The 21,408-nt window shown below is 70.8% G+C and carries 20 protein-coding genes; 10 read left to right on the top strand and 10 right to left on the bottom strand.

Going from position 1 to position 21,408, the window contains the following annotated elements:
• Positions 1–24 precede the first annotated feature (24 nt).
• The 3 genes from ABGB14_RS09790 to ABGB14_RS09800 all read left to right on the top strand — a co-directional run bounded on the left by ABGB14_RS09790 (position 25) and on the right by ABGB14_RS09800 (position 2,875).
• Positions 25–723 (top strand): ComF family protein, encoded by a 699-nt coding sequence (locus tag ABGB14_RS09790; protein ID WP_347643263.1) that lies wholly within the window; start codon positions 25–27, stop codon positions 721–723.
• A gap of 612 nt (positions 724–1,335) precedes the next feature.
• On the top strand, positions 1,336–2,004 hold the full coding sequence (raiA, locus tag ABGB14_RS09795) for a ribosome-associated translation inhibitor RaiA (protein WP_347643264.1): 669 nt from the start codon (positions 1,336–1,338) through the stop codon (positions 2,002–2,004).
• Positions 2,005–2,176: 172 nt separating this feature from the next.
• Positions 2,177–2,875 (top strand): response regulator transcription factor, encoded by a 699-nt coding sequence (locus ABGB14_RS09800; RefSeq protein WP_347643265.1) that lies wholly within the window; start codon positions 2,177–2,179, stop codon positions 2,873–2,875.
• Positions 2,876–2,968: 93 nt separating this feature from the next.
• Here the strand turns inward: ABGB14_RS09800 and ABGB14_RS09805 are convergent, their stop codons facing one another.
• Both ABGB14_RS09805 and ABGB14_RS09810 read right to left on the bottom strand, forming a co-directional pair.
• Entirely contained in the window at positions 2,969–4,165 is a 1,197-nt protein-coding gene (locus tag ABGB14_RS09805; protein ID WP_347643266.1) for a crosslink repair DNA glycosylase YcaQ family protein, read from the bottom strand.
• A gap of 273 nt (positions 4,166–4,438) precedes the next feature.
• Positions 4,439–4,699, bottom strand: a complete 261-nt coding sequence (locus ABGB14_RS09810; RefSeq protein WP_132596035.1) for an HGxxPAAW family protein — start codon at positions 4,697–4,699, stop codon at positions 4,439–4,441.
• Positions 4,700–4,922: 223 nt separating this feature from the next.
• Here ABGB14_RS09810 and secA point away from each other — a divergent pair, with 223 nt between their 5' ends.
• The gene (secA, locus tag ABGB14_RS09815; protein ID WP_347643267.1) at positions 4,923–7,712 is read left to right on the top strand and encodes a preprotein translocase subunit SecA; all 2,790 of its coding nucleotides are present in this window, start codon (positions 4,923–4,925) and stop codon (positions 7,710–7,712) included.
• Between the two features lie 95 nt (positions 7,713–7,807).
• Here secA and ABGB14_RS09820 read toward each other — a convergent pair whose 3' ends face one another.
• The 4 genes from ABGB14_RS09820 to ABGB14_RS09835 form a co-directional block, all read right to left on the bottom strand.
• Positions 7,808–8,260 carry an Rv3235 family protein gene (locus ABGB14_RS09820; protein WP_347643268.1) on the bottom strand — a complete coding sequence of 151 codons (453 nt, stop codon included), beginning with the start codon at positions 8,258–8,260 and terminating at the stop codon, positions 7,808–7,810.
• Positions 8,261–8,465: 205 nt separating this feature from the next.
• Positions 8,466–9,725 carry a PTS transporter subunit EIIC gene (locus ABGB14_RS09825; protein ID WP_347643269.1) on the bottom strand — a complete coding sequence of 420 codons (1,260 nt, stop codon included), beginning with the start codon at positions 9,723–9,725 and terminating at the stop codon, positions 8,466–8,468.
• A 43-nt stretch (positions 9,726–9,768) separates the two neighbouring features.
• Complete coding sequence (locus tag ABGB14_RS09830; RefSeq protein ID WP_347643270.1) at positions 9,769–11,112, bottom strand: PTS transporter subunit EIIC; 1,344 nt, start codon at positions 11,110–11,112, stop codon at positions 9,769–9,771.
• Between the two features lie 31 nt (positions 11,113–11,143).
• Entirely contained in the window at positions 11,144–11,869 is a 726-nt protein-coding gene (locus tag ABGB14_RS09835) for a GntR family transcriptional regulator (protein ID WP_347643271.1), read from the bottom strand.
• Between the two features lie 124 nt (positions 11,870–11,993).
• Between ABGB14_RS09835 and ABGB14_RS09840 the strand changes: the two genes are divergently transcribed.
• From ABGB14_RS09840 to nagZ, 6 genes are all read left to right on the top strand, one after another.
• The gene (locus tag ABGB14_RS09840) at positions 11,994–13,028 is read left to right on the top strand and encodes an SIS domain-containing protein (RefSeq protein ID WP_347643272.1); all 1,035 of its coding nucleotides are present in this window, start codon (positions 11,994–11,996) and stop codon (positions 13,026–13,028) included.
• Positions 13,029–13,079: 51 nt separating this feature from the next.
• Positions 13,080–13,316: a PTS glucose/sucrose transporter subunit IIB gene (locus tag ABGB14_RS09845; protein WP_347643273.1), complete on the top strand. Its 237-nt coding sequence runs from the start codon at positions 13,080–13,082 to the stop codon at positions 13,314–13,316.
• 10 nt (positions 13,317–13,326) lie between these two features.
• On the top strand, positions 13,327–13,773 hold the full coding sequence (locus ABGB14_RS09850) for a PTS glucose transporter subunit IIA (RefSeq protein ID WP_347643274.1): 447 nt from the start codon (positions 13,327–13,329) through the stop codon (positions 13,771–13,773).
• Positions 13,774–13,886: 113 nt separating this feature from the next.
• Entirely contained in the window at positions 13,887–14,147 is a 261-nt protein-coding gene (locus ABGB14_RS09855; RefSeq protein ID WP_132596043.1) for an HPr family phosphocarrier protein, read from the top strand.
• The gene (gene ptsP / locus ABGB14_RS09860) at positions 14,144–15,811 is read left to right on the top strand and encodes a phosphoenolpyruvate--protein phosphotransferase (protein WP_347643275.1); all 1,668 of its coding nucleotides are present in this window, start codon (positions 14,144–14,146) and stop codon (positions 15,809–15,811) included. Before ABGB14_RS09855 ends, ptsP begins: the two co-directional genes overlap by 4 nt.
• Positions 15,812–15,872: 61 nt before the next feature.
• Positions 15,873–17,174 (top strand): beta-N-acetylhexosaminidase, encoded by a 1,302-nt coding sequence (gene nagZ / locus ABGB14_RS09865; RefSeq protein WP_347643276.1) that lies wholly within the window; start codon positions 15,873–15,875, stop codon positions 17,172–17,174.
• A gap of 46 nt (positions 17,175–17,220) precedes the next feature.
• Here nagZ and atpB read toward each other — a convergent pair whose 3' ends face one another.
• From atpB to ABGB14_RS09885, 4 genes are all read right to left on the bottom strand, one after another.
• Positions 17,221–18,033: a F0F1 ATP synthase subunit A gene (gene atpB, locus ABGB14_RS09870; RefSeq protein WP_347643277.1), complete on the bottom strand. Its 813-nt coding sequence runs from the start codon at positions 18,031–18,033 to the stop codon at positions 17,221–17,223.
• A gap of 99 nt (positions 18,034–18,132) precedes the next feature.
• Complete coding sequence (locus ABGB14_RS09875) at positions 18,133–18,909, bottom strand: ABC transporter permease (protein ID WP_347643278.1); 777 nt, start codon at positions 18,907–18,909, stop codon at positions 18,133–18,135.
• Complete coding sequence (locus ABGB14_RS09880; protein WP_347643279.1) at positions 18,906–20,480, bottom strand: ABC transporter permease subunit; 1,575 nt, start codon at positions 20,478–20,480, stop codon at positions 18,906–18,908. Before ABGB14_RS09880 ends, ABGB14_RS09875 begins: the two co-directional genes overlap by 4 nt.
• Complete coding sequence (locus tag ABGB14_RS09885) at positions 20,477–21,394, bottom strand: ATP-binding cassette domain-containing protein (RefSeq protein ID WP_347643280.1); 918 nt, start codon at positions 21,392–21,394, stop codon at positions 20,477–20,479. Before ABGB14_RS09885 ends, ABGB14_RS09880 begins: the two co-directional genes overlap by 4 nt.
• Positions 21,395–21,408: the final 14 nt, after the last annotated feature.

The following is a 21,408-nucleotide window of genomic DNA, read 5'->3' on the forward strand; positions in this document are numbered from 1 at the left end:
GTGCCGGGCGGCACGCTGGGCCGTGTGGTGACTGCCGTTCTCGATCTGGTTCTCCCCGGCACGTGCGCTGGCTGCGGCGCCAAGGGGGCGCGCTTGTGCGACGGCTGCGTCGCCGAGTTGACCGCGTCACCCGCCCCGCGCAGGCCCGACCCGTCCCCGCCCGGCCTGCCCGACTGCTGGTCGGCGGCGCCCTACACCGGCGTGGTCAGGAAGTCGGTGGTGGCCTACAAGGAGCGCGGCGCGGTGGCGCTGGCCGGGGTGCTGGCGCAGGCGGCGACGTTCACCGCCGTGACGGCGATCGGGCGGACGCGGGCATCGTGGGCGCGTGGCCGGTTCGCGGTGGTTCCCGTGCCCAGCGCGCGGCGGAGCCTGCGCGGCAGGGGGCACGATCCGGTGGGGCGGCTGGCCGTGCTGGTCGCGCGCGACCTGCGGGCGCTGGGGCTGCCGGCGCGGGCGTGGACGGGGCTGGTCCAGGCCCGGGGCTTGGCCGACCAGGCGGGCCTGAGCTCGGCCGAGAGGGCCGCCAACCTCGCGGGGTCACTCCAGGTCGCCTCGCCCGCCGGAGGCCCTCCAGCGCCCGTTGCGCTGCTCCTGGACGACATCGTGACCACCGGCGCCACGCTCGCCGAGGCCGCGCGGGCGCTGCGGTCGGCCGGCGTGAAGACGCCGCTGGCGGTCACCGTCGCCGCGACACGCCGAAGATCTTGTAAGTCGTTACGGTGACGGTGAGTAAAGAAAGATCCAATTCGCCGCTCTAGCCTGAAGGTGACATGTGCCTTGCCCGAGTGACATGCCGGGGCAGCTCAGCAGTCAGGACGTTCGCGCCCGTAAGGGGTGCCGACCGGGTGTGCCGAGCCCGGGAATGCGCTTTCCATACCGTGGAAAATCACGGAAAGTGATCGTTTGATCATCCCTCCGGCTGACATTCTCCCTGGATACGGATAGCGTTCTGACATGGCACCCGTTCGGGTCCGTGGTTGCGCAGGGCCGGTGTTCCCGGCTCTGCTAGCCGATGCCAGCCGCAGGCAAAACGGTCCACGTAAGGCGACTCTTTGTCGACCGATCACGGTGCGGCTTAGGGGTAAGTCCTGCCTTCCCGAGGGGCCAGATGTCCCTCGCCAGAAGAGAAGGGCAGTAGTGGCGACTGAGCTGCGAGACCCTCAGCAGGCGGATGTGGGGTCGAAGACCAGGTCGGCCGGGCGGGTGCCCACTGAGTTCCCGGTGACGGCGAGTCGGAAGAGGGTAACGGTGGCAGAAAGGCAGACAGAAGACCCCGCCCGGCACGCGCATCGTCGGGCGCTCTTGCTCAGTCGTTAGACGAAGGGGGGCTGTTGCATGGACATCATCGTCAAGGGCCGGCACACAGGAGTGAGTGAACGGTTCCGAGACCACGTGACGACCAAGCTGGCCAGGATCGAACGTCTGGACAACCACATCATCCGAGTCGACGTGGAGGTGTCGAAGGAACGCAACCCGCGCCTCGCCGACCGACGCGAGCGCGTCGAGCTCACCATTCACTCGAAAGGACCGGCCATCCGCGCCGAGGCGTCGGCCGACGACCGGTTCGCAGCCCTCGATCTCGCCCTCGACAAGCTGGAAGGCCGCCTCAGGCGCCTGGCCGACCGGCGCAAGGTCCATCACGGCAACCACTGCCCGCCCTCTGTGGCGGAGATCACCGCGACGCTTCCTGACGCCGCCGGGCTTCCCCCGGTCACCCGGCCATCCGTCCCCGAGCAGGCCCAGGAGCCGGACGAGGACGAGCAGGAGAAGAGCGACCGGCTCTACGACGACATCGTCCCGATCGAGATGGACGGCGACGGCCCGCTCATCGTCCGGGAGAAGTTCCACAAGGCGGAGCCCATGACCATCGACCAGGCCCTCCTCGAGATGGAACTGGTCGGACACGATTTCTACCTGTTCCGTGACAAGGAGAGCGGCCAGCCGTGTGTCGTCTACAACAGACGCGGTTACAACTATGGTGTGCTGCGGCTCGTAGAGCCCTGACAGCGCGCTGAAAGATCTTCTCGACCACCCGAGAACCGCGGCACCCGTGCCATCATGGCGGTTCAACGGCTCTGGCCCCCCGACGAGGAGGAGACGTGAGCGAGCTCAGTCAGGTTCAGATGAGCGAGCGAAGCGACGAACACACAGTCGCGAGGCTGCGCAAGGAGGCCTCGTGACCGAGTCCGGCGAGGTCCGCGCGTCCGAGAGCGAGCCGATCCGCGTGCTGATCGTGGACGATCACGAGCTGATCAGGCGCAGCCTGGCGCTGGCGCTGGCCGCTGAGCCCGACATCGAGGTGGTCGGTGAGGCGAGCGACGGGCAGGAGGCGGTCGAACTGGCCGACCGCCTCATGCCCGACGTCGCCCTCATGGACGTGCGCATGCCGCGGCAGGACGGCATCGAGGCGGCTAAGGGCATCAAGGCCTCCGTCCCGAGCACCCGCATCATCATGCTGACGGTGAGCGACGAGGAGGAAGACCTCTTCGAGGCCATCAAGGCGGGCGCCACCGGCTATCTGCTGAAGGACGTCCAGATCAACGACGTCCCCGCAGCGGTGCGCGGCGTGCACGAGGGCCAGTCGTTAATCAACCCGGCGATGGCGGCCAAGCTCATCACCGAGTTCGCCAACATGAGCCGCAAGGAGGCCGAGCGCCCGCCCCAGCTTCCCGTGCCCCGGCTGACCGACCGGGAGATGGAGGTGCTGCGGCTGGTGGCCAAGGGCATGAACAACCGCGAGATCGCCAAGCAGCTGTTCATCTCCGAGAACACCGTGAAGAACCACGTGCGCAACATCCTCGACAAGCTGCAACTGCACTCGCGGATGGAAGCCGTGGTCTACGCGGTGCGCGAACGCATGCTGGAGATCACCTAGGAAGCTCCACGAGCACGGTGATGGGCTCCGGCTGGACCCCCGCCCTGGGCGCCCCGTCGAAGATCTCGGACAGGGCGCCTCTCGAAACGGTGCTCAACCCCTCCTGGCCGTGCTCAGGATCGGTGCGAGTTCAGGAGGGTCGGCGCGGTCGACGCGGACGGAGTCGCAGCCGACCCAGTCGGCCGCCGACCACAGGGCCTCGCGCAGGGCGTCGGCCCACCGGGCGGAGGAGAGGCCGGGCTCCAGGCTGAGCTGCCTGGCCACCAGCGTGGTGCCCTCGCGCGCCGGGTCGACGCGGCCGATCAGCCGGCCGCCGGCCAGCACCGGCATCGTGAAATAGCCGTGGACGCGCTTGTGCTTGGGCACGTAGAGCTCCAGCGTGTAGCGGAAGCCGAAGACGCGCTCGGTGCGGCCGCGGTGCCAGATGAGCGAGTCGAACGGCGACAGCAGCGTCGTGCGGTGGCGGCCGCGCGGCTCGGATGCCAGGGCGGCCGGATCGGCCCAGGCGTTGGCGAGGCCCTTCTTGCCCGGCCAGCCGGTGACGGCGACGGGCACCAGCCCCGAGGCCCCGCTCAGCAGCACCTCGTCGAGTGTCGCCGCGTGACGCCCCTTGAGCCGGAGGAAGTCGATCAGGTCGGTGCGGTTGGCCACGCCCAGCGCACGGCCCGCGATGGCGGCCAGGCGCGTGATGCACTCCTCGTCGGGCAGGTCGTCGCCCAGCAGGTCGGCGGGGACGGCGCGCTCGGCCAGGTCATAGACGCGCCGCCAGCCGACGCGGCGGGTGCAGACCAGCTCGCCGATGTCGAGCAGCCACTCCAGGCCGATCTTGGAGTCGGACCAGTCCCACCACGGGCCGCCGTTCTTGGCGCCGCCCACGTCGGACGTCGTCAACGGCCCCGACTCGCGCACCTTCTCCAGCAGCTTGTCGACGTCGTCGGGGACCTCGTGCCAGCGGAAGCGCCGCTCGCGGTAGGCGCGGCGGCGGAACGAATAGAGCGGCCAGTGCTCGATGGGCAGGATGCAGGCCGCGTGGCACCAGTATTCGAAGCTCTGAGCGGGGTTGTGCCAGTATGCGCGCTCGATCTTGTACCTGCCGACCGCGCCCAGGCGGGCGTAGGCGACCAGCTCGTGGGAGCGGGCGAGGACCGAGATCGTGTCGAGCTGCACGGCGCCCAGCCTGCGCAGCATGGCGTGCACCCCACCCTTGCGCGCGTCGGCCCCGATGAGGCCCTGGGCGCGCAGGATGATGCGTCGTGCCTCGTCGGCGGTCAGATCCGGTAGGGGGGTCATGTCGGCATGTCCGTACGGCGGTGCATGCGAGCAATCTAGCGGCGGCCACCGACAGAACCGCCCGCCCGGCCGCCGGGGTGAGGGGAACAGGGCCTCCAGGCCCTGGCTCACGGACGTGCCGGACGGGCACCCGCAGACCGTTCGGGGTGCGCCGGGGGAGAGCGGGATGGGTAGCGACGTAGGGGGCGCGGGGCGGGACACGCCCGGGGGATCGCTGGAACGAAAAAACGGCGGGCGGCCCACTGGATGGGCGCCCGCCGTGCGAAGCGTACGTCAGCGGTGGTCTTCGGCTCGCATGCCCACGCGCGGAGCGTCGATCACGACGTCGGTGAAGATGTCGAAGACGAGAGCGAGGATGCCGCCCACGACGAACACACCGGCACCGATCCAGACGAGCGTCCAGTTACCGGCGGTCAGCCCGAAGCCGGCCACCACTGTGCCCACCAGCATCACGGTCACCGCCAGCCACGATGATGCGCGCCCGCCGTGGCTGCCAAGATTCTCGGTTTGCTCCGACTTCTTCCCCTCAACCATGACAAATCCTTCCTTTGCCGGTTATCGCGCTATTGGTGCGAGCCGGCTCTCAACCGGCATATCCTCTGCCTTGAGCCCATTCTCCCAGACCAGTCTTGCGCCCTCGTCGGCACGGTGGCTGTGTCTGCTTGCGGAACCACCTACCATGGCAACGGGGAAGTTTGTCTCGGCCTCTCCTCCTGGCGGCGCCGCCGGGGTAGACCTGCGAGGAGCTTTACATAAAGTGGCAGCCATTCTCGACAAGATCCTACGTGCCGGCGAAGGCAAGATCCTACGCAAGCTGAAGCGGTACGCAGACCAGGTCAACTCCATTGAGGACCATTTCACAGGCATGTCCGACGCGGAGTTGCGGGCGATGACGGACGAGTTCCGCAAGCGCCACGCCGAAGGCGAGAGCCTCGACGACCTGCTCCCCGAAGCGTTCGCGACGGTCCGTGAGACGGCCCGCCGGGTGCTCGGCCAGCGACCCTTCGACGTGCAGATCATGGGTGGCGCCAACCTTCACCTGGGCAACATCTCGGAGATGAAGACCGGTGAGGGCAAGACCCTGACCTGCACCCTGCCGAGCTATCTCAACGCGCTGGCCGGTAAGGGCGTGCACGTCGTCACGGTCAACGACTACCTCGCCAAGCGTGACGCCGAGAACATGGGGCGCATCCACCGTTTCCTCGGCCTCGAGGTCGGCTGCATCGTGTCGGGCCAGCAGCCCGACGAGCGCCGCAGGCAGTACGAAGCCGACATCACCTACGGCACCAACAACGAGTTCGGCTTCGACTACCTCCGCGACAACATGGCCTGGTCGCTCGACGAGTGCGTGCAGCGCGGCCACTTCTTCGCGGTCGTCGACGAGGTCGACTCCATCCTGATCGACGAGGCCCGCACGCCGCTGATCATCTCCGGCCCTGGCGAGCAGTCGGGCAAGTGGTACAACGAGTTCGCCAAGATCGTGCCCCGCCTGCGCAGGGGTGTCGAGGCGAAGAACCCCGGCGAGGAGAGCACCGGCGACTACGTCGTCGACGAGAAGAAGCGCACGGTCGGCATCCTGGAGTCCGGCGTCGAGAAGGTCGAGGACTGGCTCGGCATCGACAACCTCTACAAGCCGGAGCACACGCACCTCGTCGGCTTCCTGAACAACGCGCTCAAGGCCAAAGAGCTGTTCAAGAAGGACAAGGACTACATCGTCGCCGACGGCGAGGTGCTGATCGTCGACGAGTTCACCGGCCGCATCCTGCACGGCCGCCGCTACAACGAGGGCATGCACCAGGCCATCGAGGCCAAAGAGAGCGTCAAGATCAAGGACGAGAACCAGACGCTCGCCACGGTCACCCTGCAGAACTACTTCCGCCTCTACGACAAGCTGGCCGGCATGACCGGTACGGCCGTCACCGAGGCCAACGAGTTCAACAAGACCTACAAGCTCAACGTGGTCCCGATCCCGACCAACCGGCCGATGATCCGTAGGGACCAGGCCGACGTGGTCTACAAGACCGAGGACGCCAAGTTCAACGCGGTGGTCGACGACATCAAGGAGCGCTACGAAGCCGGGCAGCCGGTCCTCGTCGGCACGACCTCGGTGGAGAAGTCCGAGCGGTTGTCCAAGGCGCTCAAGCGGCGCGGCGTGCAGCACGAGGTGCTCAACGCGAAGAACCACGCGCGTGAGGCCTCGATCATCGCCGAGGCGGGCCGCAAGGGCGCCGTCACCGTCGCCACCAACATGGCAGGTCGAGGCACCGACATCCAGCTCGGCGGCAACCCCGAGTTCCGCGCCGACCTCGAGCTGCGCCAGCGCGGGCTCGACCCGGTCGAGACGCCGGAGGAATACGAGAAGGCCTACCCCGAGGCGCTGGAGAAGGCCAAGGCGGCGGTCAAGGCCGAGCACGACGAGGTCACCAAGCTCGGCGGCCTCTACGTCCTGGGCACCGAGCGGCACGAGTCGCGGCGCATCGACAACCAGCTGCGCGGACGCTCCGGCCGCCAGGGCGACCCCGGCGAGTCGCGGTTCTACCTGTCGCTCGGCGACGACCTCATGCGCCTGTTCAACTCGGCCAGGGTCGAGATGATCATGACCAGGCTGCAGATCCCCGACGACCAGCCGATCGAGTCCAACATCGTCTCCAAGGCGATCGCCTCCGCCCAGCACCAGGTCGAGCAGCAGAACTTCGAGATCCGCAAGGAAGTTCTGAAGTACGACGAGGTGATGAACCGCCAGCGCAAGGTCATCTACGCCGAGCGCCTCCGCGTGCTGGAGGGCGCCGACCTGCACGAGCAGGTGCGCGGCTTCATCAGCGACGTGATCGACGGCTACGTCCAGGGCGCCACGACCGAGGGTTTCGCGGAGGAGTGGGACCTCGAGAAGTTGTGGAAGGCGTTCGGCGAGCTCTACCCGGTCCAGGTCACGATCGAGGACATCGTCGAGGAGGCCGGCTCCCGCGAGGAGGTGACCGCCGAGCTGATCAGCGAGCGGATGAAGGCCGACGCGCTGGCCGCGTACACCAGGCGCGAGGAGGAGTTCGGTCCCGAGACCACGCGTGACCTCGAGCGCCGCGTGATCCTCTCGGTTCTCGACCGCAAGTGGCGCGAGCACCTCTACGAGATGGACTACCTGCGCGAAGGCATCGGCATGCGGGCCTACGCGCAGAAGGACCCGCAGATCGAATACCAGCGCGAGGGCTACGAGATGTTCTCCGCGATGCTCGAGGGCATCAAGGAGGACTCCGTCGGCTTCCTGTTCAACCTCGAGGTCGAGGTGCAGGAGAATCCGATCGTCGCCGAAGAGGACGACGCCCTGGCGGAGACCCGTTCGATCATCGCGCGCGGGCTGCGGGGCCCCGAGCGGCCGGCCGAGCTCGAATACTCGGCGCCGGGCGAGCAGGGAGAGGTCGAGCACACCCGGGTGCGCACGACCTCTGCCGAGCGGGCCGCCTACGGCAACGTGGAGCGCAACGCGCCCTGCCCGTGCGGGTCGGGCAAGAAGTACAAGCGCTGCCACGGCGACCCGAAGAACGCCGCCTGACGGTTCCTGCGAAGACCCTCACCTCTCCGGGGTGGGGGTCTTCTGCGCTGTACGGACCCGCACCCTCTTCGGACGGCCGGTTGCGCGCGACCTCGTCAGGCGGTCTCGAAGTCGGTGCAGAGCCATTGGTGGCCGCGCCGTTCCAGGCGGGCGGCGAGCACGTGGTCGCGCTCGCCGCAGTGCACGACCACGCACATCTCCAGGGCGCCTTCCCTGGGTTCGGTCACGTGCGGCCTCCCGGCGAACGGGGGGCGGCTGGCCGCGATCATCCGCCCGGCCCTGACGAGGTCCCGGTAGGCCCGCTCGGTGAGCCGGCCGGCCAGCGTCTCGGGCGGGCGGCGGCCGGTGAGCACCTCCGCCAGGGCCTGCCCCAGATGGCGTAGCCTGCGCTCGTCCGGGGCCGCCCCAGGTGCTCCCCACACCAGGGGACGCGCGTCCAGGGCCAGGGCTCCGTGGGTCCGGGACGCCGCGCCGCCCGCCCCGCGCCGCCCGTCGTCGTAGGGCGGCTCGGGGGCGGGGGCGATGCCGACGTGGGGCAGTGCGGACACGCATCCTCCAGGTGCTCGGGCGGAGAAACAAACGTCATAAGGAGTTTTCGGCCCGGCCCAGGAATACAGCGGTCACCAGCTTCCCGAGGCTGGGGTCGCTTCTTGTCCCGCTGTGCGAAGAAGGTCCTCCGGAGCTGGATCCCCCTCGTCGGGGGCTGTGCGCCGTTTCGGGCGCGGAGCGGCGTACGCATCGGCCGTCCTGAACTCAGGCCGGTTCGCGGCCGGGCGTGGGGAGGTTCAGGGAGCGGATCAGTACGGTGAACAGCACGTAGTAGAGCACCAGGTACACCAGCCCGAACCCGACGATCAACCCCAGCTCGTGCGTGTTGGACTTGCCGGCGTTCAGCAGCAGGTCGATGGCGCCGCCGGAGAACGTGAACCCGAGGCGCGCCCCCAGCTCGGCCATCAGCGCCATCGACAGGCCGGTCAGGAGCGCGTGCACGCCGAACAGGATCGGCGCCACGAAGATGAAGGCGAACTCCAGGGGCTCCGTGATGCCGGTGACGAAGGCCGTCAGGCCGGCGGAGAGCATGATGCCGCCGACGGCCTGGCGGCGGGCGGGGTCGGCGGCCCGCCACATGGCCAGGGCGGCGCCCAGGAGGCCGAACATCATGACGGGGAAGAACCCGGTCATGAAGATGCCGGCGCCCTGCTCGCCGGCGAAATAGCAGTTGAGGTCCCCGGCCGCGTCCCTGGTCGCGCCGTTCACGCCCGCGCGGCACTCCGGCAGGGTGAACCAGACGATGGTGTTGAGCACGTGGTGCAGGCCGAGGGGGATGAGCAGGCGGTTGGCCACGCCGTAGATGCCGGTGCCGACGGTGCCGTGGGCGGACAGCCAGTCGCCCGCCTGCGCCAGCCAGTCGCCGATCGGCCGCCACAGCAGGCCGAAGGCGACGCCGAGGAGGAGGGCGACGACCGCGGTGATGATGGGTACGGAGCGGCGCCCGCCGAAGAAGGCCAGCCACGAGGGCGGTTTGAGCCGGTGGAACCGCTGCCAGAGCAGGGCGGCGGTGATGCCGATGAGGATGCCGCCGAGGACCCCGGTCGGGTTCTGCGCTCCGAGGTCGAGTGCGGGGGTGCCGTCGCGCAGCAGCACCGTCACCTTGTCGTGGACGGCGCCCTGGCCGGCGTCGAAGAAGAGGGTCTTGGTCACCCGGTCGAAGACGAGGTAGCCGACGACGGCGGCGAGCGCGGTGCTGCCGTCGGACTTGCGGGCGAAGCCGATGGCCACACCCACGGCGAACAGCAGCGGCAGGTTGTCGAAGAGGGCGCCGCCCGCCGCGGCGAGCACGCCGGCCACCGGGAGGAGCCAGGGCAGGACGCCGCCCAGGCCGCCGGCGCCCAGGAGGTCGTCCTGGCCGAAGCGGAGGAGCAGGCCCGCGGCGGGGAGCACCGCGATGGGCATCATGAGCGAGCGTCCCACGCGCTGCAGCCCGCCGAACACCGACGACCAGCCAGGGCTCATGACGGTGGTCCCCCCACATCGCTCGCGGGGGTCGCGGGGATTACTACCCCGGGGCGGATCGCGGGGAACCGGCGCCGGTCTCGCCGGAGTCGACGTCCGGTTCGGGTTCCCGGCCGGGTGTCAGGATGTTGAGCCTGCGGATCAGGAACGTGAAGACGACGTAGTAGAGCACGCCGTAGACGGCGCCCAGGGCGAGGATGCCGGGTAAGTTCTCGGTGTTGGACTTGCTGGCGTTCAGCAGCAGGTCGAGCAGGCCGGCGGAGAAGCCGAAGCCCAGCTGCCCGCCGATCAGCGTGGTCAGCGCCATGGCCAGGCCGGTCAGGATCGCGTGCACCACCAGGAGCAGCGGCGCCACGAAGATGAAGGCGAACTCGATCGGCTCCGTGATTCCGGTGACGAACGACGCCAGCGCCGCCGACAACATGATGCCGCCCACGCTGGCCCGCCGGTGCGGCGGCGCGGCGCGCCACATGGCCAGGGCGGCGGCGGGCAGGGCGAACATCATGATGGGGAAGAAGCCGGCCATGAACTGGCCCGCGTGCGCCGCGCCGCCGAAATAGCAGTTCCAGTCGCCGCCCAGCAGCTGGCCGCCGACGTCGCACTGCGGCACCACGTGCCAGACGACGGAGTTGGCGAAGTGGTGCAGGCCGAGGGGGATGAGCAGGCGGTTGATCAGCCCGTAGATACCGGTGCCGATGGGGCCGATCGCGGTGAGGGCCTCGCCCGCGTGCCGGATCCACTCGCCGAGCACCGGCCAGAGCCAGCCGAAGAGCACGCCGATGAGCAGCGCCACGATGGCGATGATGATCGGTACGAACCTGCGCCCGCCGAAGAACGCCAGCCACGACGGCAGCTTGATGCGGTGGAACCGCTGCCAGAGCAGGGCCGCGACCAGGCCCATGACGATGCCGCCGAGGACCTGGGTGGGGTTCTGCATGCCGTAGTTGATGATCTCGACGACGCCCTGGTCCTGGACCTCCTTGATCGCGACGGTGTCGCGGATGTCGGAGCCGAAGAACATCACCTTCGTCACCCGGTCGAAGACCAGGTAGCCGACCATGGCGGAGAGCGCGGTGCTGCCGTCGGACTTGCGGGCGAAGCCGATGGCCACGCCCACGGCGAACAGCAGGGGCAGGTTCTCCAGCAGCGCGCCGCCGGCCGCGGCCAGGACCTCGGCCACCTGGCCCACCCAGGCGAATCCCGCCACGTCCGCGAGGCCGCCGGGTTCGGCGCCGTTCGAGCCGAGCATGTCGGGCTGGCCGACGCGGAGCAGCAGGGCCGCCGCGGGCAGGGCGGCGATGGGCAGCATCAGGGAGCGGCCCAGCCGCTGGAGCACGGTCATCACGCGGGCGCCCGGCGAGGGCCGGGCGGCGGTGGTCTCGTTCACCGGGCGTTCCTCCGGGGGTGGGGGCCGACCCTCAGGGCTCGAGTATGGTGCGCAGCTGGTAGCGGTCGGCGCGGTAGGTGGACACGCCCAGCTCCGCGCAGACGCCACCGGCGAACGACCTGCGCTGGAGCAGCAGCACGGCCCCGCCGCGCGGCAGTTTCAGCAGGTCGGCGTCGCTCGGGTCGGCGATGCCGCCGTCGATGGTGAGCTCGCCGGCGTCCATGACGAGACCGTAGCGGCTCTCCAGCAGCTCATACAGTGATTTGTCGGACAAGTCGTGGTCGGCTAGACCGGGGGCGAGCTTGACCGGGATGTGCGCCCGCTCGATGGACAGCGGCTCCCCGTCGGCCGTGCGCAGGCGCTCGATGAAGTGCACCTCCTCGCCCGGCTGGATGCCCAGCTCCTTGGCCAGGTGGGCGCTGGCGCGCACGATCCTCCTGTCGAGGTCGCGCGAGCCGGGGATCATGCCGCGGGCCCTCATGTCGTCGGTGAACGAGGTCAGCTGCAGCGCCAGCTCGATCTTGGGCCGGGCCACGAACGTGCCCTTGCCGGGGACGCGGTGCAGGCGCCCCTCGGAGACGAGGTGGTCGACCGCCTGCCGTACGGTCATTCTGGACAGGCCGAAACGCTGGCAGAGCTCGCGCTCGGAGGGGATGGCGGCGCCGATGCTGAGCTCGTCACTGTCGATGAGGTCCAGCAGGATCTCGCGAAGCTGGAAGTATTTGGGCACCGGGCTGTCCGGATCGATGTGCGCCACGGATCCTCCTCTCGAACCGACCAGGGCAATGAGTTATGGTTCGTACTGGTCTAGTCCGGACTAGACCACATGTCGTAAAAGACGGTCAAGTCTAAGCCCCACGGATTTGAGGGATGAGCCCGAGATGACGACGAAGATGCGCCGCGAGATCGCCCAGCAGCCGGCCGCGCTGCAGGCCACGCTGGACGCCCTGCTCCCGAGGGTCGACGAAGTGCGCGCGGTGGGCGAGCACGCGAAGCAACTGCTGTTCATCGCGCGCGGCACCTCTGACAACGCGGCGGTGTACGGGCGCTACCTCGTCGAGTCGCACGCGGGCCGCCTGTCGGCGCTGGCCGCGCCGTCGATCGCGACGACGTACAAGCGCCGGCTCGACCTTGACGGCGTGCTGGCCGTGGCCATCTCGCAGTCAGGGCGTACGGAGGAGATCGTCGAGACGCTGGCGTGGGCGAAGGACTGCGGGGCGAGGACGGTCGGCGTCACCAACGGCGGCGCGGACAGCCCGCTGGCCCAGGCCGCCGACGTGGCCCTCTGCACGGTGGCCGGCGAGGAGGAGGCCGTGCCGGCGACCAAGACCTACACCACCCAGCTCGCCGCGCTGGCCGTGCTCGCGCTGGGTCTCGGCGCCGACGTGGACGTGGCGGAGCTGCGGCGGGTGCCCGAGGCCGTGGAGAAGCTCATCGCGGCACCTGGCGACCTCGACGCTCTCGTCGAAGGGCTGCTGGACAAGCCGGGCGTCGTGGTGTCGGGTCGCGGGCTGGCGTTCTCCACGGCTCTGGAGACCGCGCTGAAGCTCAAGGAGGCCTGCTACCTGCACGCCATGGGGCTGTCGTACGCCGACCTGCTGCACGGGCCCATCGCCGTGGTCGACGCCGACACCCCCGCGCTGCTGGTCGCCTCCGAGAACAGCCCCACCCTGCCCGGTACGGTCGCCCTGGCCGAGCGGGTGGTGGCCGCGGGGGCGGCGGCGTACACGATCGGGGGCGGCGAGGCGCTCGCGCGGGCGGGCACGGCCGCGCTCAACGGTCCCGACCTGCCCGAGTGGGTCGCGCCCATGGGCCTGATCGTGCCGGGGCAGCTGCTCACCGAGGCGCTCGCCCGCAGGCTCGGCGTCGACCCCGACGCGCCGCGCGGCCTCAACAAGGTCACTCAGACGGACTGATCACAAAGCGTCGTCTAGCCTGGTCGGAGTGTTAGCGCAAGGGAGGACCGGATGGCGGCTGACGTCAACGCGATCATCGCGGCGCTCGGCGGTGCCGGCAACATCATCGAGATAGAGCCCTGCATCACCCGGTTGCGTACGGAGGTGCGCGACGCGTCCATGGTCGACCAGGCGGCGCTCAGGGCGGCGGGCGCGCACGGCGTGATGGCCGCGGGCAACGTGGTCCAGGTCGTCGTCGGGCCGGAGGCGGACACGATCGCCAGCGACATCGAGGACATCATCGGCTGAGGGCGAGGTCATGACGACTGTTCTCGCCCCGGTCGAGGGGGCGGCCGTGGGGTTGGCCGCGGTGCCCGATCCGGTGTTCTCCGCGGGCATGGTGGGGCCGGGAACGGCGATCGATCCGCTCAGAGGGCCGGGCAAGGCCGTTGCTCCCATAGCGGGAAAAATCATGAAACTGCATCCGCATGCGTACGTCATCGTGGGGGACGACGGCAGAGGCGTGCTGGTGCACCTGGGCATCGACACGGTCCAGCTCAAGGGCGAGGGGTTCCGGCTGCTGGCGACCGAGGGCGACAGGGTGCGCGCCGGCCAGGCGGTGGTGGCGTGGGACCCGTCGGCCGTCGAGGCGGGCGGACGCTCGCCGGTCTGCCCGGTGGTCGCGTTGGACGCGCTCTCCGATGCGGTGACCGGGGTCGCACGGGGCAGGGTGCAGGCAGGAGACGAGCTGTTCATATGGGAATAGACCCGCTGCCAAGGCGTCACAATAGGCATGCCGCCGATCCGACCCCGATCGGCAGGCGCCGTACGAACCCGGGTCCGGCTGGTCCGGACCAGCGCAGAAGGAGGAAGAAGCAGATGGGTGAGCGCAAGGTCACCGTAGCGGCGGAGGTGGGGCTGCACGCCCGTCCCGCGGCGACGTTCGTGCAGCGGGCCAAACAGGCTCCGATGGACATCGCGGTGGCGAAGGCCCACGGCGGCGACCCCGTCAACGGCAAGAGCATTCTCGCGATCATGGGGCTCGACGTCCGCCAGGGCGAGACCGTCGTGATCTCCGCGGAGGGCGAGGGCTCGGAAGAGGTGCTCGACGAACTGGCAGAGATCGCCGGTAAGCCATGAATCTGCGGGGGGTGGGGGTCAGCCCGGGCATCGGGCACGGCCCCGCGTACGTACTGACCGCCTCCGTGCCCGAACCCCCCGAGGGCGCCACCTACACCGGTGAGGCGGAGCAGGAGAAGGAGCGCGCGATGGCCGCGCTCACCCGGGTCGCGGGCGAGCTGGAGGCCCGCGGCAACCAGGCGGGCGGCGAGGCGGAGGAGATCCTCAAAGCTCAGGCGCTGATGGCCGAGGACCCCGGCCTGGTCGTGAAGGTGCGCTCCCTGATCGACCGCGGGCTGGCCGCGCCGAGAGCGGTCTACGAAGCTTTCACGAAATATCGGGACGTGCTTGCCGGCTCCGGCGGATACCTGGGCGAGCGGGCCGCCGACCTCAACGACATCAGGGACCGCGTCGTCGCGCTCCTCTACGGGCACGCGATGCCAGGGCTGCCCGCCGCGCCGGCGGAGCCGTACGTGCTGGTCGCCCGGGACCTCGCGCCCGCCGACACCGCGCTGCTGTCCAGGGGCGACGTCGCCGCTTTCGTCACCGAGGAGGGCGGCCCCACCAGCCACACCGCGATCATCGCCAGGGCGATGGGCGTGCCCGCCGTCGTGGCCTGCCCGGGCGCGACCACCATCCGGCAGGGCGTGCGGGTGATGGCCGACGGCGGCTCGGGCGAGGTGCGCCTGGAGCCGGCCGAGTCCGACGTGGCCGAGGCCGTCGGCGCCGCGACGGCCAGGCAGGCCGCGGTGTCCGAGGCGGAGGGCCCCGGCCGGACCGCCGACGGCCACCTCGTTCCGCTTTTCGCGAACATCGGCAGCCCGGCCGACCTGGCCGCCGCCCGGGAGGCGGGGGCCGAGGGCATCGGCCTCTACCGGACCGAGTTCCTCTTCCTCGACCGCGCCGAGGCGCCGTCCGCCGAGGAGCAGCGGCGCGCCTACCAGGCGGCGCTGGAGGCGTTCCCCGGCGGCAAGGTCGTCGTCAGGACGCTCGACAGCGGCGCGGACAAACCGCTGGCGTTCCTGCCCTCCACCACAGAGCCGAACCCGGCGCTGGGCGAGCGGGGCCTGCGCGCGTTCCGCAAGTACCCCGAGGTGCTGGAGGCACAGCTCGGCGCGCTGGCCGAGGTCGCGACCGACGACCTCATGGTGATGGCGCCCATGGTGGCCACGGCCGAGGAGAGCCACTGGTTCGCGCAGCGGTGCCGGGCCAAGGGGCTGCGCGGGGTGGGCGTGATGATCGAGGTCCCGTCCGCCGCGCTGCGGGCCAAGGATCTGCTCGCCCCCGTGGACTTCGTCTCGGTCGGGACCAACGACCTGTCCCAGTACGCCTACGCCGCCGACCGCCAGCTCGGCGCCGTGAGCGCGCTGCAGGACCCGTGGCAGCCCGCGCTGCTCGACCTGGTCGCCATGGCCGCGCACGCCGCCCACGACGTGGGCAAGCCGTGCGGGATCTGCGGGGAGTCGGCCGCCGACCCGGCGCTGGCGTGCGTGCTCGTCGGCCTGGGGGCGACGACGTTGTCGATGGGGGCCGGGGCGCTGCCCGCCGTACGCGCCGGGCTGGCCGCGCACACCCTGCAGCAGTGCACGTTCGCGGCCGAGGCGGCGCGGGAGCAGACGACGGCGGGCGCCGCGCGTGCGGCGGCCCGCGTGCACCTTCCCGAACTCGCCAGGCTGGGGCTCTGACGGGAGGACGGGCCGCGGGCGTGCGGCCAGGCCGGGTCGTCGCACGGATACCTTAGGAGGCATGCCTCACTCCCCTCGACGCATCGCAACGGCAGGCATCCTGACGATCGCGCTCGCCGCGTGCGCCGGTGGCGGCGGTTCGGCGGGCACGACACCGCCGGGGAGTAAGGCGGCGCCGCCCACGCGGTCCACCCCCCAGCGCCCGCCCCAGACGCCGGACAAGCCCGATCCCGTCAAGAGCGCGCTGGCCGGGATGAGCGTCGCGGAGAAGGTGGGCCAGCTGTTCATGCCCGTCCTCTACGGCACCTCCGCCTCCTCGGTGTCAGGGGAGAACCACGCCCGCTACGGCGCCCAGACCCCGGCCAAGGTGATCAGGAAATACCACCTCGGGGGCGTGATCCTCTTCCCGCAGAACGTCAGGAGCTCCCGCCAGGTCGTCGATCTCACCAACGGCATGCAGCGCGCGGCCAAGGGCGTTCCCCTCCTGGTGGCCACCGACCAGGAGAACGGCCCGGTGTCGCGGATGTCCGCGCTCATGACCGACTTCCCCGGCGCGGGCGAGATCGGCGCGAAGAAGGACCCGTCGCTGTCGCGGGCCGTGGCCGCGGCCACCGGCCGGGAGTTGCGGGCGCTCGGCGTCAACCTCGACTTCGCGCCCGTCGCCGACGTCAACGTCAACCCGGGAAACCCCGTGATCGGCAGGCGGGCCTTCGGTGACGACCCGAAGAAGGTGGCCAAGATGGTCTCGGCGGCGGTCAAGGGCTTCGACGACGCGAAGGTCGCCGCCACGGCCAAACACTTCCCCGGCCACGGCGACACGACCGTCGACAGCCACAGCGGGCTGCCCGTGATCAAGCACACCAGGGCCGAGTGGGAGCGGATCGACGCGCCGCCGTTCAAGGCCGCGATCGCCGCGGGCGTGGACGCCGTGATGAGCGCCCACATCGTCTTCCCCAAGCTCGACCCGTCGGGGGACCCGGCGACGCTGTCCAAGCCCATCCTCACCGGCCTGCTGCGGGAGAAGCTGGGCTTCAAGGGCGTGATCTCCACCGACGCGCTCAACATGGGCGGGGCGCGCACGAAGTACGACGACGGCGAGGTGGCGGTCCGTGCCGTGCTGGCCGGCGCCGACCTGCTGCTCATGCCCAACGACCTGCCCGAGGCCCACCGGGCGGTGCTGGCGGCGGTGAAGTCGGGCCGCATCTCCGAGCAGCGGCTCGACCAGTCGGTCACCAGGCTGCTCACGCTCAAGCAGTCGAAGGGCCTGCTGGCCGAGGCCCCCGTCGCCTCCGCCGAGGAGGCGGCCCGCGTGCTGCGCTCCGCCGAGCACCGCAAGCTGGCCGCCCGGGTCTCCGGCGGCTGACGCCCGGCCCCCGATCGGTGAGCGCCCGATGACCCCGTCGCTGGAGCTAGTGCGAGCCGCGTAGCCCGCTGGCGATGAACATCGCGGCCAGGATGGCGAACAGGAATGCCTGCAGAAACTGGATGAACATCTCGAACGCGGTCATCACGATCGTCACCAGCACGCCGACGACGCCGATGCCCGCGCCCAGCGGCGTGAGCCGCTCGAACAGGAACCAGAAGCCCACCGAGCTGAAGAAGGCGACGATGATGTGGCCGGCGAACATGTTCGCGAACAACCGCACGAAATGCGTGAACAGCGACGTGATGAACACCTCTGCCAGGATCATCGGGGTGTAGAGCCCGTACGCCCAGCCGGGCAGGCCCTCCAGGTGCACGATGCCCCTCAGGTAGCCGCGCAGGCCGTGGTGCCTGACGCCGAGGTAGAGCTTGATCCCGTAGACGGTGAGCGCCAGCACCAGGGGGAAGGCGATGTGCGCGGAGACGGGGAACTGAACGAACGGGACGATGCCCATCAGGTTCCAGACGAGCACGGTCAGGAAGATCGTGAGGAGCAGGCCCATCCACCGGTCGGAGTCCTGGCCGAGGTTGGGCTTGGCGATCTGCTCCCGTACGAACATGTAGACGTACTCGCCGAGGTTCTGGCGCCCGCGTGGCACGACTCTCGGCCGGGCGAACGCGGCCCAGCACAGGGCGATGACGATGGCCGAGCTGAGCAGGGCGATCAGCACCGGCTTGGTGAACCAGTGCGGCCCGCCGGGGAGGATCGGCGCGAACTCGAAGAGTTCGAGTCCGGGGGCCTGCCACTGGCCGGGGGAGGGATTCGGGCTGCTGGAGGTGATCAGGATCGTCGTCCGCACGGCGGTCCTTTCCGGGTAGCGTCCTAACGCTGGAAAATCACCCTAGCGATCGAAAATACGGGCATTTATGGGTGGTTCCGTTCGGTCCCGAAACCGCGGTCAGGCGTCGCGCCGGCCCAGCAGCAGCCCGCCGGCCAGCAGCGCGGCCGCCGCCCACGCGGCGAGCACGCCCAGCCCCGCCCACGGGCCGAGCGGCAGGCCGGCGGCGTCGGTGGTGGCCTGGACCGCGAGCCCGGCGCTGGCCGGCGACAGCTGCCAGAGCAACCGCTGCGTCCCCTCGTCGGCGACCATCCGTACGGCGAGCGGGAACAGGTAGAGCAGGCCCAGCACGCTGCCCGTGGCCGCGGCGGAGTCTCGTACGGCGGTGGCGAGGCCCAGGCTGAGCAGGGCGATCAGCGCCAGATAGAGCACGGACCCGGCGGCGGCGCGCAGCGTCGGGCCGTCGGCCGGCGACAACGGCGGGTAGCCGTGGGCCGGGGTGAACCCGCTGCCGGGGAGCAGCAGCCGCCCGGCCAGCACCGACCCCAGCACGCCGGCGGTCCCCGCGGCCAGCGTCAGGCCGGTGAGCACGGTGGCCTTGGCGGCCAGGACGGTGGTGCGGCGCGGCATCGCGACGAGGCTGGTGCGGATCATGCCCGTGCCGTACTCGCCGCACACCATCAGCACGGCCAGCAGCGCCACCGTCGCCTGGCCGAGCTGGACGCCCTGCAGGCCGATCCTGGCGGCGTCGTGCCCGCAGCCCGCCGACGCGCACGTCACGGAGGAGGCCGCCACGGCGCTCAGCGCCACCGTCAGCACCGCCGTCCCGGCCAGCAGCCACCCGGGCCCCGGCGCGGTGCGCAGCTTCGTCCACTCCGCGTACACGGCGTGTCTCATACGTCGCTCCCGCGCAGCCGGTACGCGGCCACGGCGAGGGCGGCGGCGGTGTAGCCGCACAGGACGGCGAAGCCGGCCCACGGCGCCAGCGGGTAGTAGCCGGCCACCGGCGCGTAGTGGGCGATCACCTGCGGATATTCGGGCACGCTCTGCTGGATCGCGAACCCGGCCGCGGGCGTGATCCGCAGCAGCCACTCCGACACGCTCTCCGGCAGGAAGGACAGGATCGCGAGCACGTACGGGACGAGGGTGGCCGCGACGGCCACGATGACCGCCGTCGCGCTGCGCCGGAACAGCGCGCCGAGCGCCAGGCCGAGGACGGCGGCCACGGCCAGCAGCGCGGCGACGCCAGCGATCACGCGCAGCTCGGTGAGCAGGGGGACCGGCTGGGTGAAGACGCCGTTGCCGCTCAGGATGCGCCGCCCGGCCGGCAGCGTGACGCCGGCGGCGGCCAGCCCGGCGAGGAACGTCACCGAGCCGACCACCACGGCCTTGGCCGCCAGCACCCGGCCCCGTCGCGGGCTGGCCAGCATCGTGGTGTGGATCAGCCGCCGCCGGTACTCGGCGGTCACGAACAGCACCCCCACGACGATCACCGCGATCAGCCCCGCCATCGCGCCGGTCAGCGTGCGCTCGACGGTGCTCCCGCCCGTGAGGGGCGCGACGTCCCCGACTCCGGTGACGGCGAACGTGCCGCCGGAGCGCTCCAGCCTGCCCGGGTGATGGGGCGTCACGCCGTCGAGGTCCATCGTGACTCCGATGTCGTCGCTCTTCCACGTGCCGCCGGTGCCGGCGCCGCGCACGCTGACCCGGTCGGCGACGGCGGTGGCCTCCGCGAAGCGGGACGCCGCGATGGACCCGCCGGCGGCGTTCGGCGAGATCGTCAGGTCACCGGGGGAGGCGGCGAACAGCCCGATGCGGACCTGCGCCGGCAACCCCTCCAGGCGGGCGGTGCCGACCCGGGTCCACCGCCTGCCGTCGGGTGACTCCTCGCCGGTGATCGTGTCACCCAACCGGGTGAGCCGCAGCCAGCGCGGGGACCGCGGCGAGACGCCGCCGGGGCGGCCGGCGACGTCCTCGGTGAAGTCGTGCTGCATGCGCACGCCGTGGCCGCCGGTGACCATCACGGCCGCGTAGGAGGCGCCCTGCTCCGTGCTCTCCTTGATCATGAGGCCGGCCTTGGCCCAGGGCACGACACCTTCGACCACGTTCCTGACGCCAGGGGTGGCGTCGGGCTTGCGGATCTGGCCGGTCATGGAGGTGACGCGCGCGGTGATGGCGCCGTCGCCGTCCAGCGGCTGGTGGACGAAGAAGAACCGGTCCTCCACAGCCTGGCCGCCAGGGCCCAGCGGAGGGACGGGACAGGGCACCTCCACCGGCCCCTTGCTGCAGGAGGCGTGGCTGCCCGCGGCGAACGACAACCCGAGGCCCACGACGAGCAGCGCCCCGGTCGCCACGCCGGCCACCCACCCGCGAACGGTGCGGAACTTGGTCCACTCGGCGCGTACGAGCTGCCAGAACCCGTCCCGCCCGGCTCGCAGGTCCGAGCGGTAGGGGGTGACGGCGGTCATCGCGCGGCCCCCCGGTGGTCGACCGCGTCCCTGGTCAGGTCGAGGTACGCCTCCTCCAGCGTCGCCCGGTGGGCGCTCACCTCGGAGAACGGCACGGACCGGTCGCCGAGCAGCCGTACGACGTGCTCGGCGGCCAGCCCTGCGACGGTGAGCGTGTCACGTCCGGTGACGGTCACCGTGGCGCCCGCTCCGGCCAGCGCCGACATCGCGGGCTCCCGTGCCGTCGTGCGGACCGTGACCTGGCCGCCGGACGCGGCCGCGATCAGGTCGGCCACACTGGTGTCCGCGACCACCCGGCCCCGGCCGGCCACCACGAGGTGGCCGGCGGTGTCCTGCAGCTCGCTCATCAGGTGGCTGGACACCAGCACGGCCCGCCCTTCGGCGGCCAGCGACCGCAGCAGCCCGCGGATCCACACGATGCCCTCGGGGTCGAGGCCGTTGAACGGCTCGTCCAGCATGAGCATCGGCGGATCGCCCAGCAGCGCCGCGGCGATCCCCAGCCGCTGGCGCATGCCCAGCGAGAACCCGCCCGCGCGGCGTCTCGCCGCGGCGGCCAGCCCGACCCGCGCCAGCAGCGCGTCGGCCCGGCCGGCGCCCAGCCCCTGGGAGCGGGCCAGCCACAACAGGTGGTCGCGCGCGGTGCGGCTCGGTTGCAGCGCACCGGCGTCGAGCAGCGCGCCGACGTGCAGCAAGGGGGTGCGCAGGCTCCGGTACGGCCGCCCGCCGACCAGCGCCCTGCCCTCGTCGGCGGTGTCCAGGCCGAGCACCACCCGCATGGTGGTGGACTTGCCCGCACCGTTGGGGCCGACGAAACCGGTGACCTGGCCCGGCCGTACGGTGAACGACATCCCGTCCAGAGCCTGGGTCGCGCCGAACCGCTTGCGCAGCCCGGAGACTTCGATGGTTGCTTCCACGCCAGGCAGACTAG

It is taken from the genome of Nonomuraea sp. B10E15, from assembly GCF_039871615.1.
Classification (GTDB): Bacteria; Actinomycetota; Actinomycetes; order Streptosporangiales; family Streptosporangiaceae; genus Nonomuraea.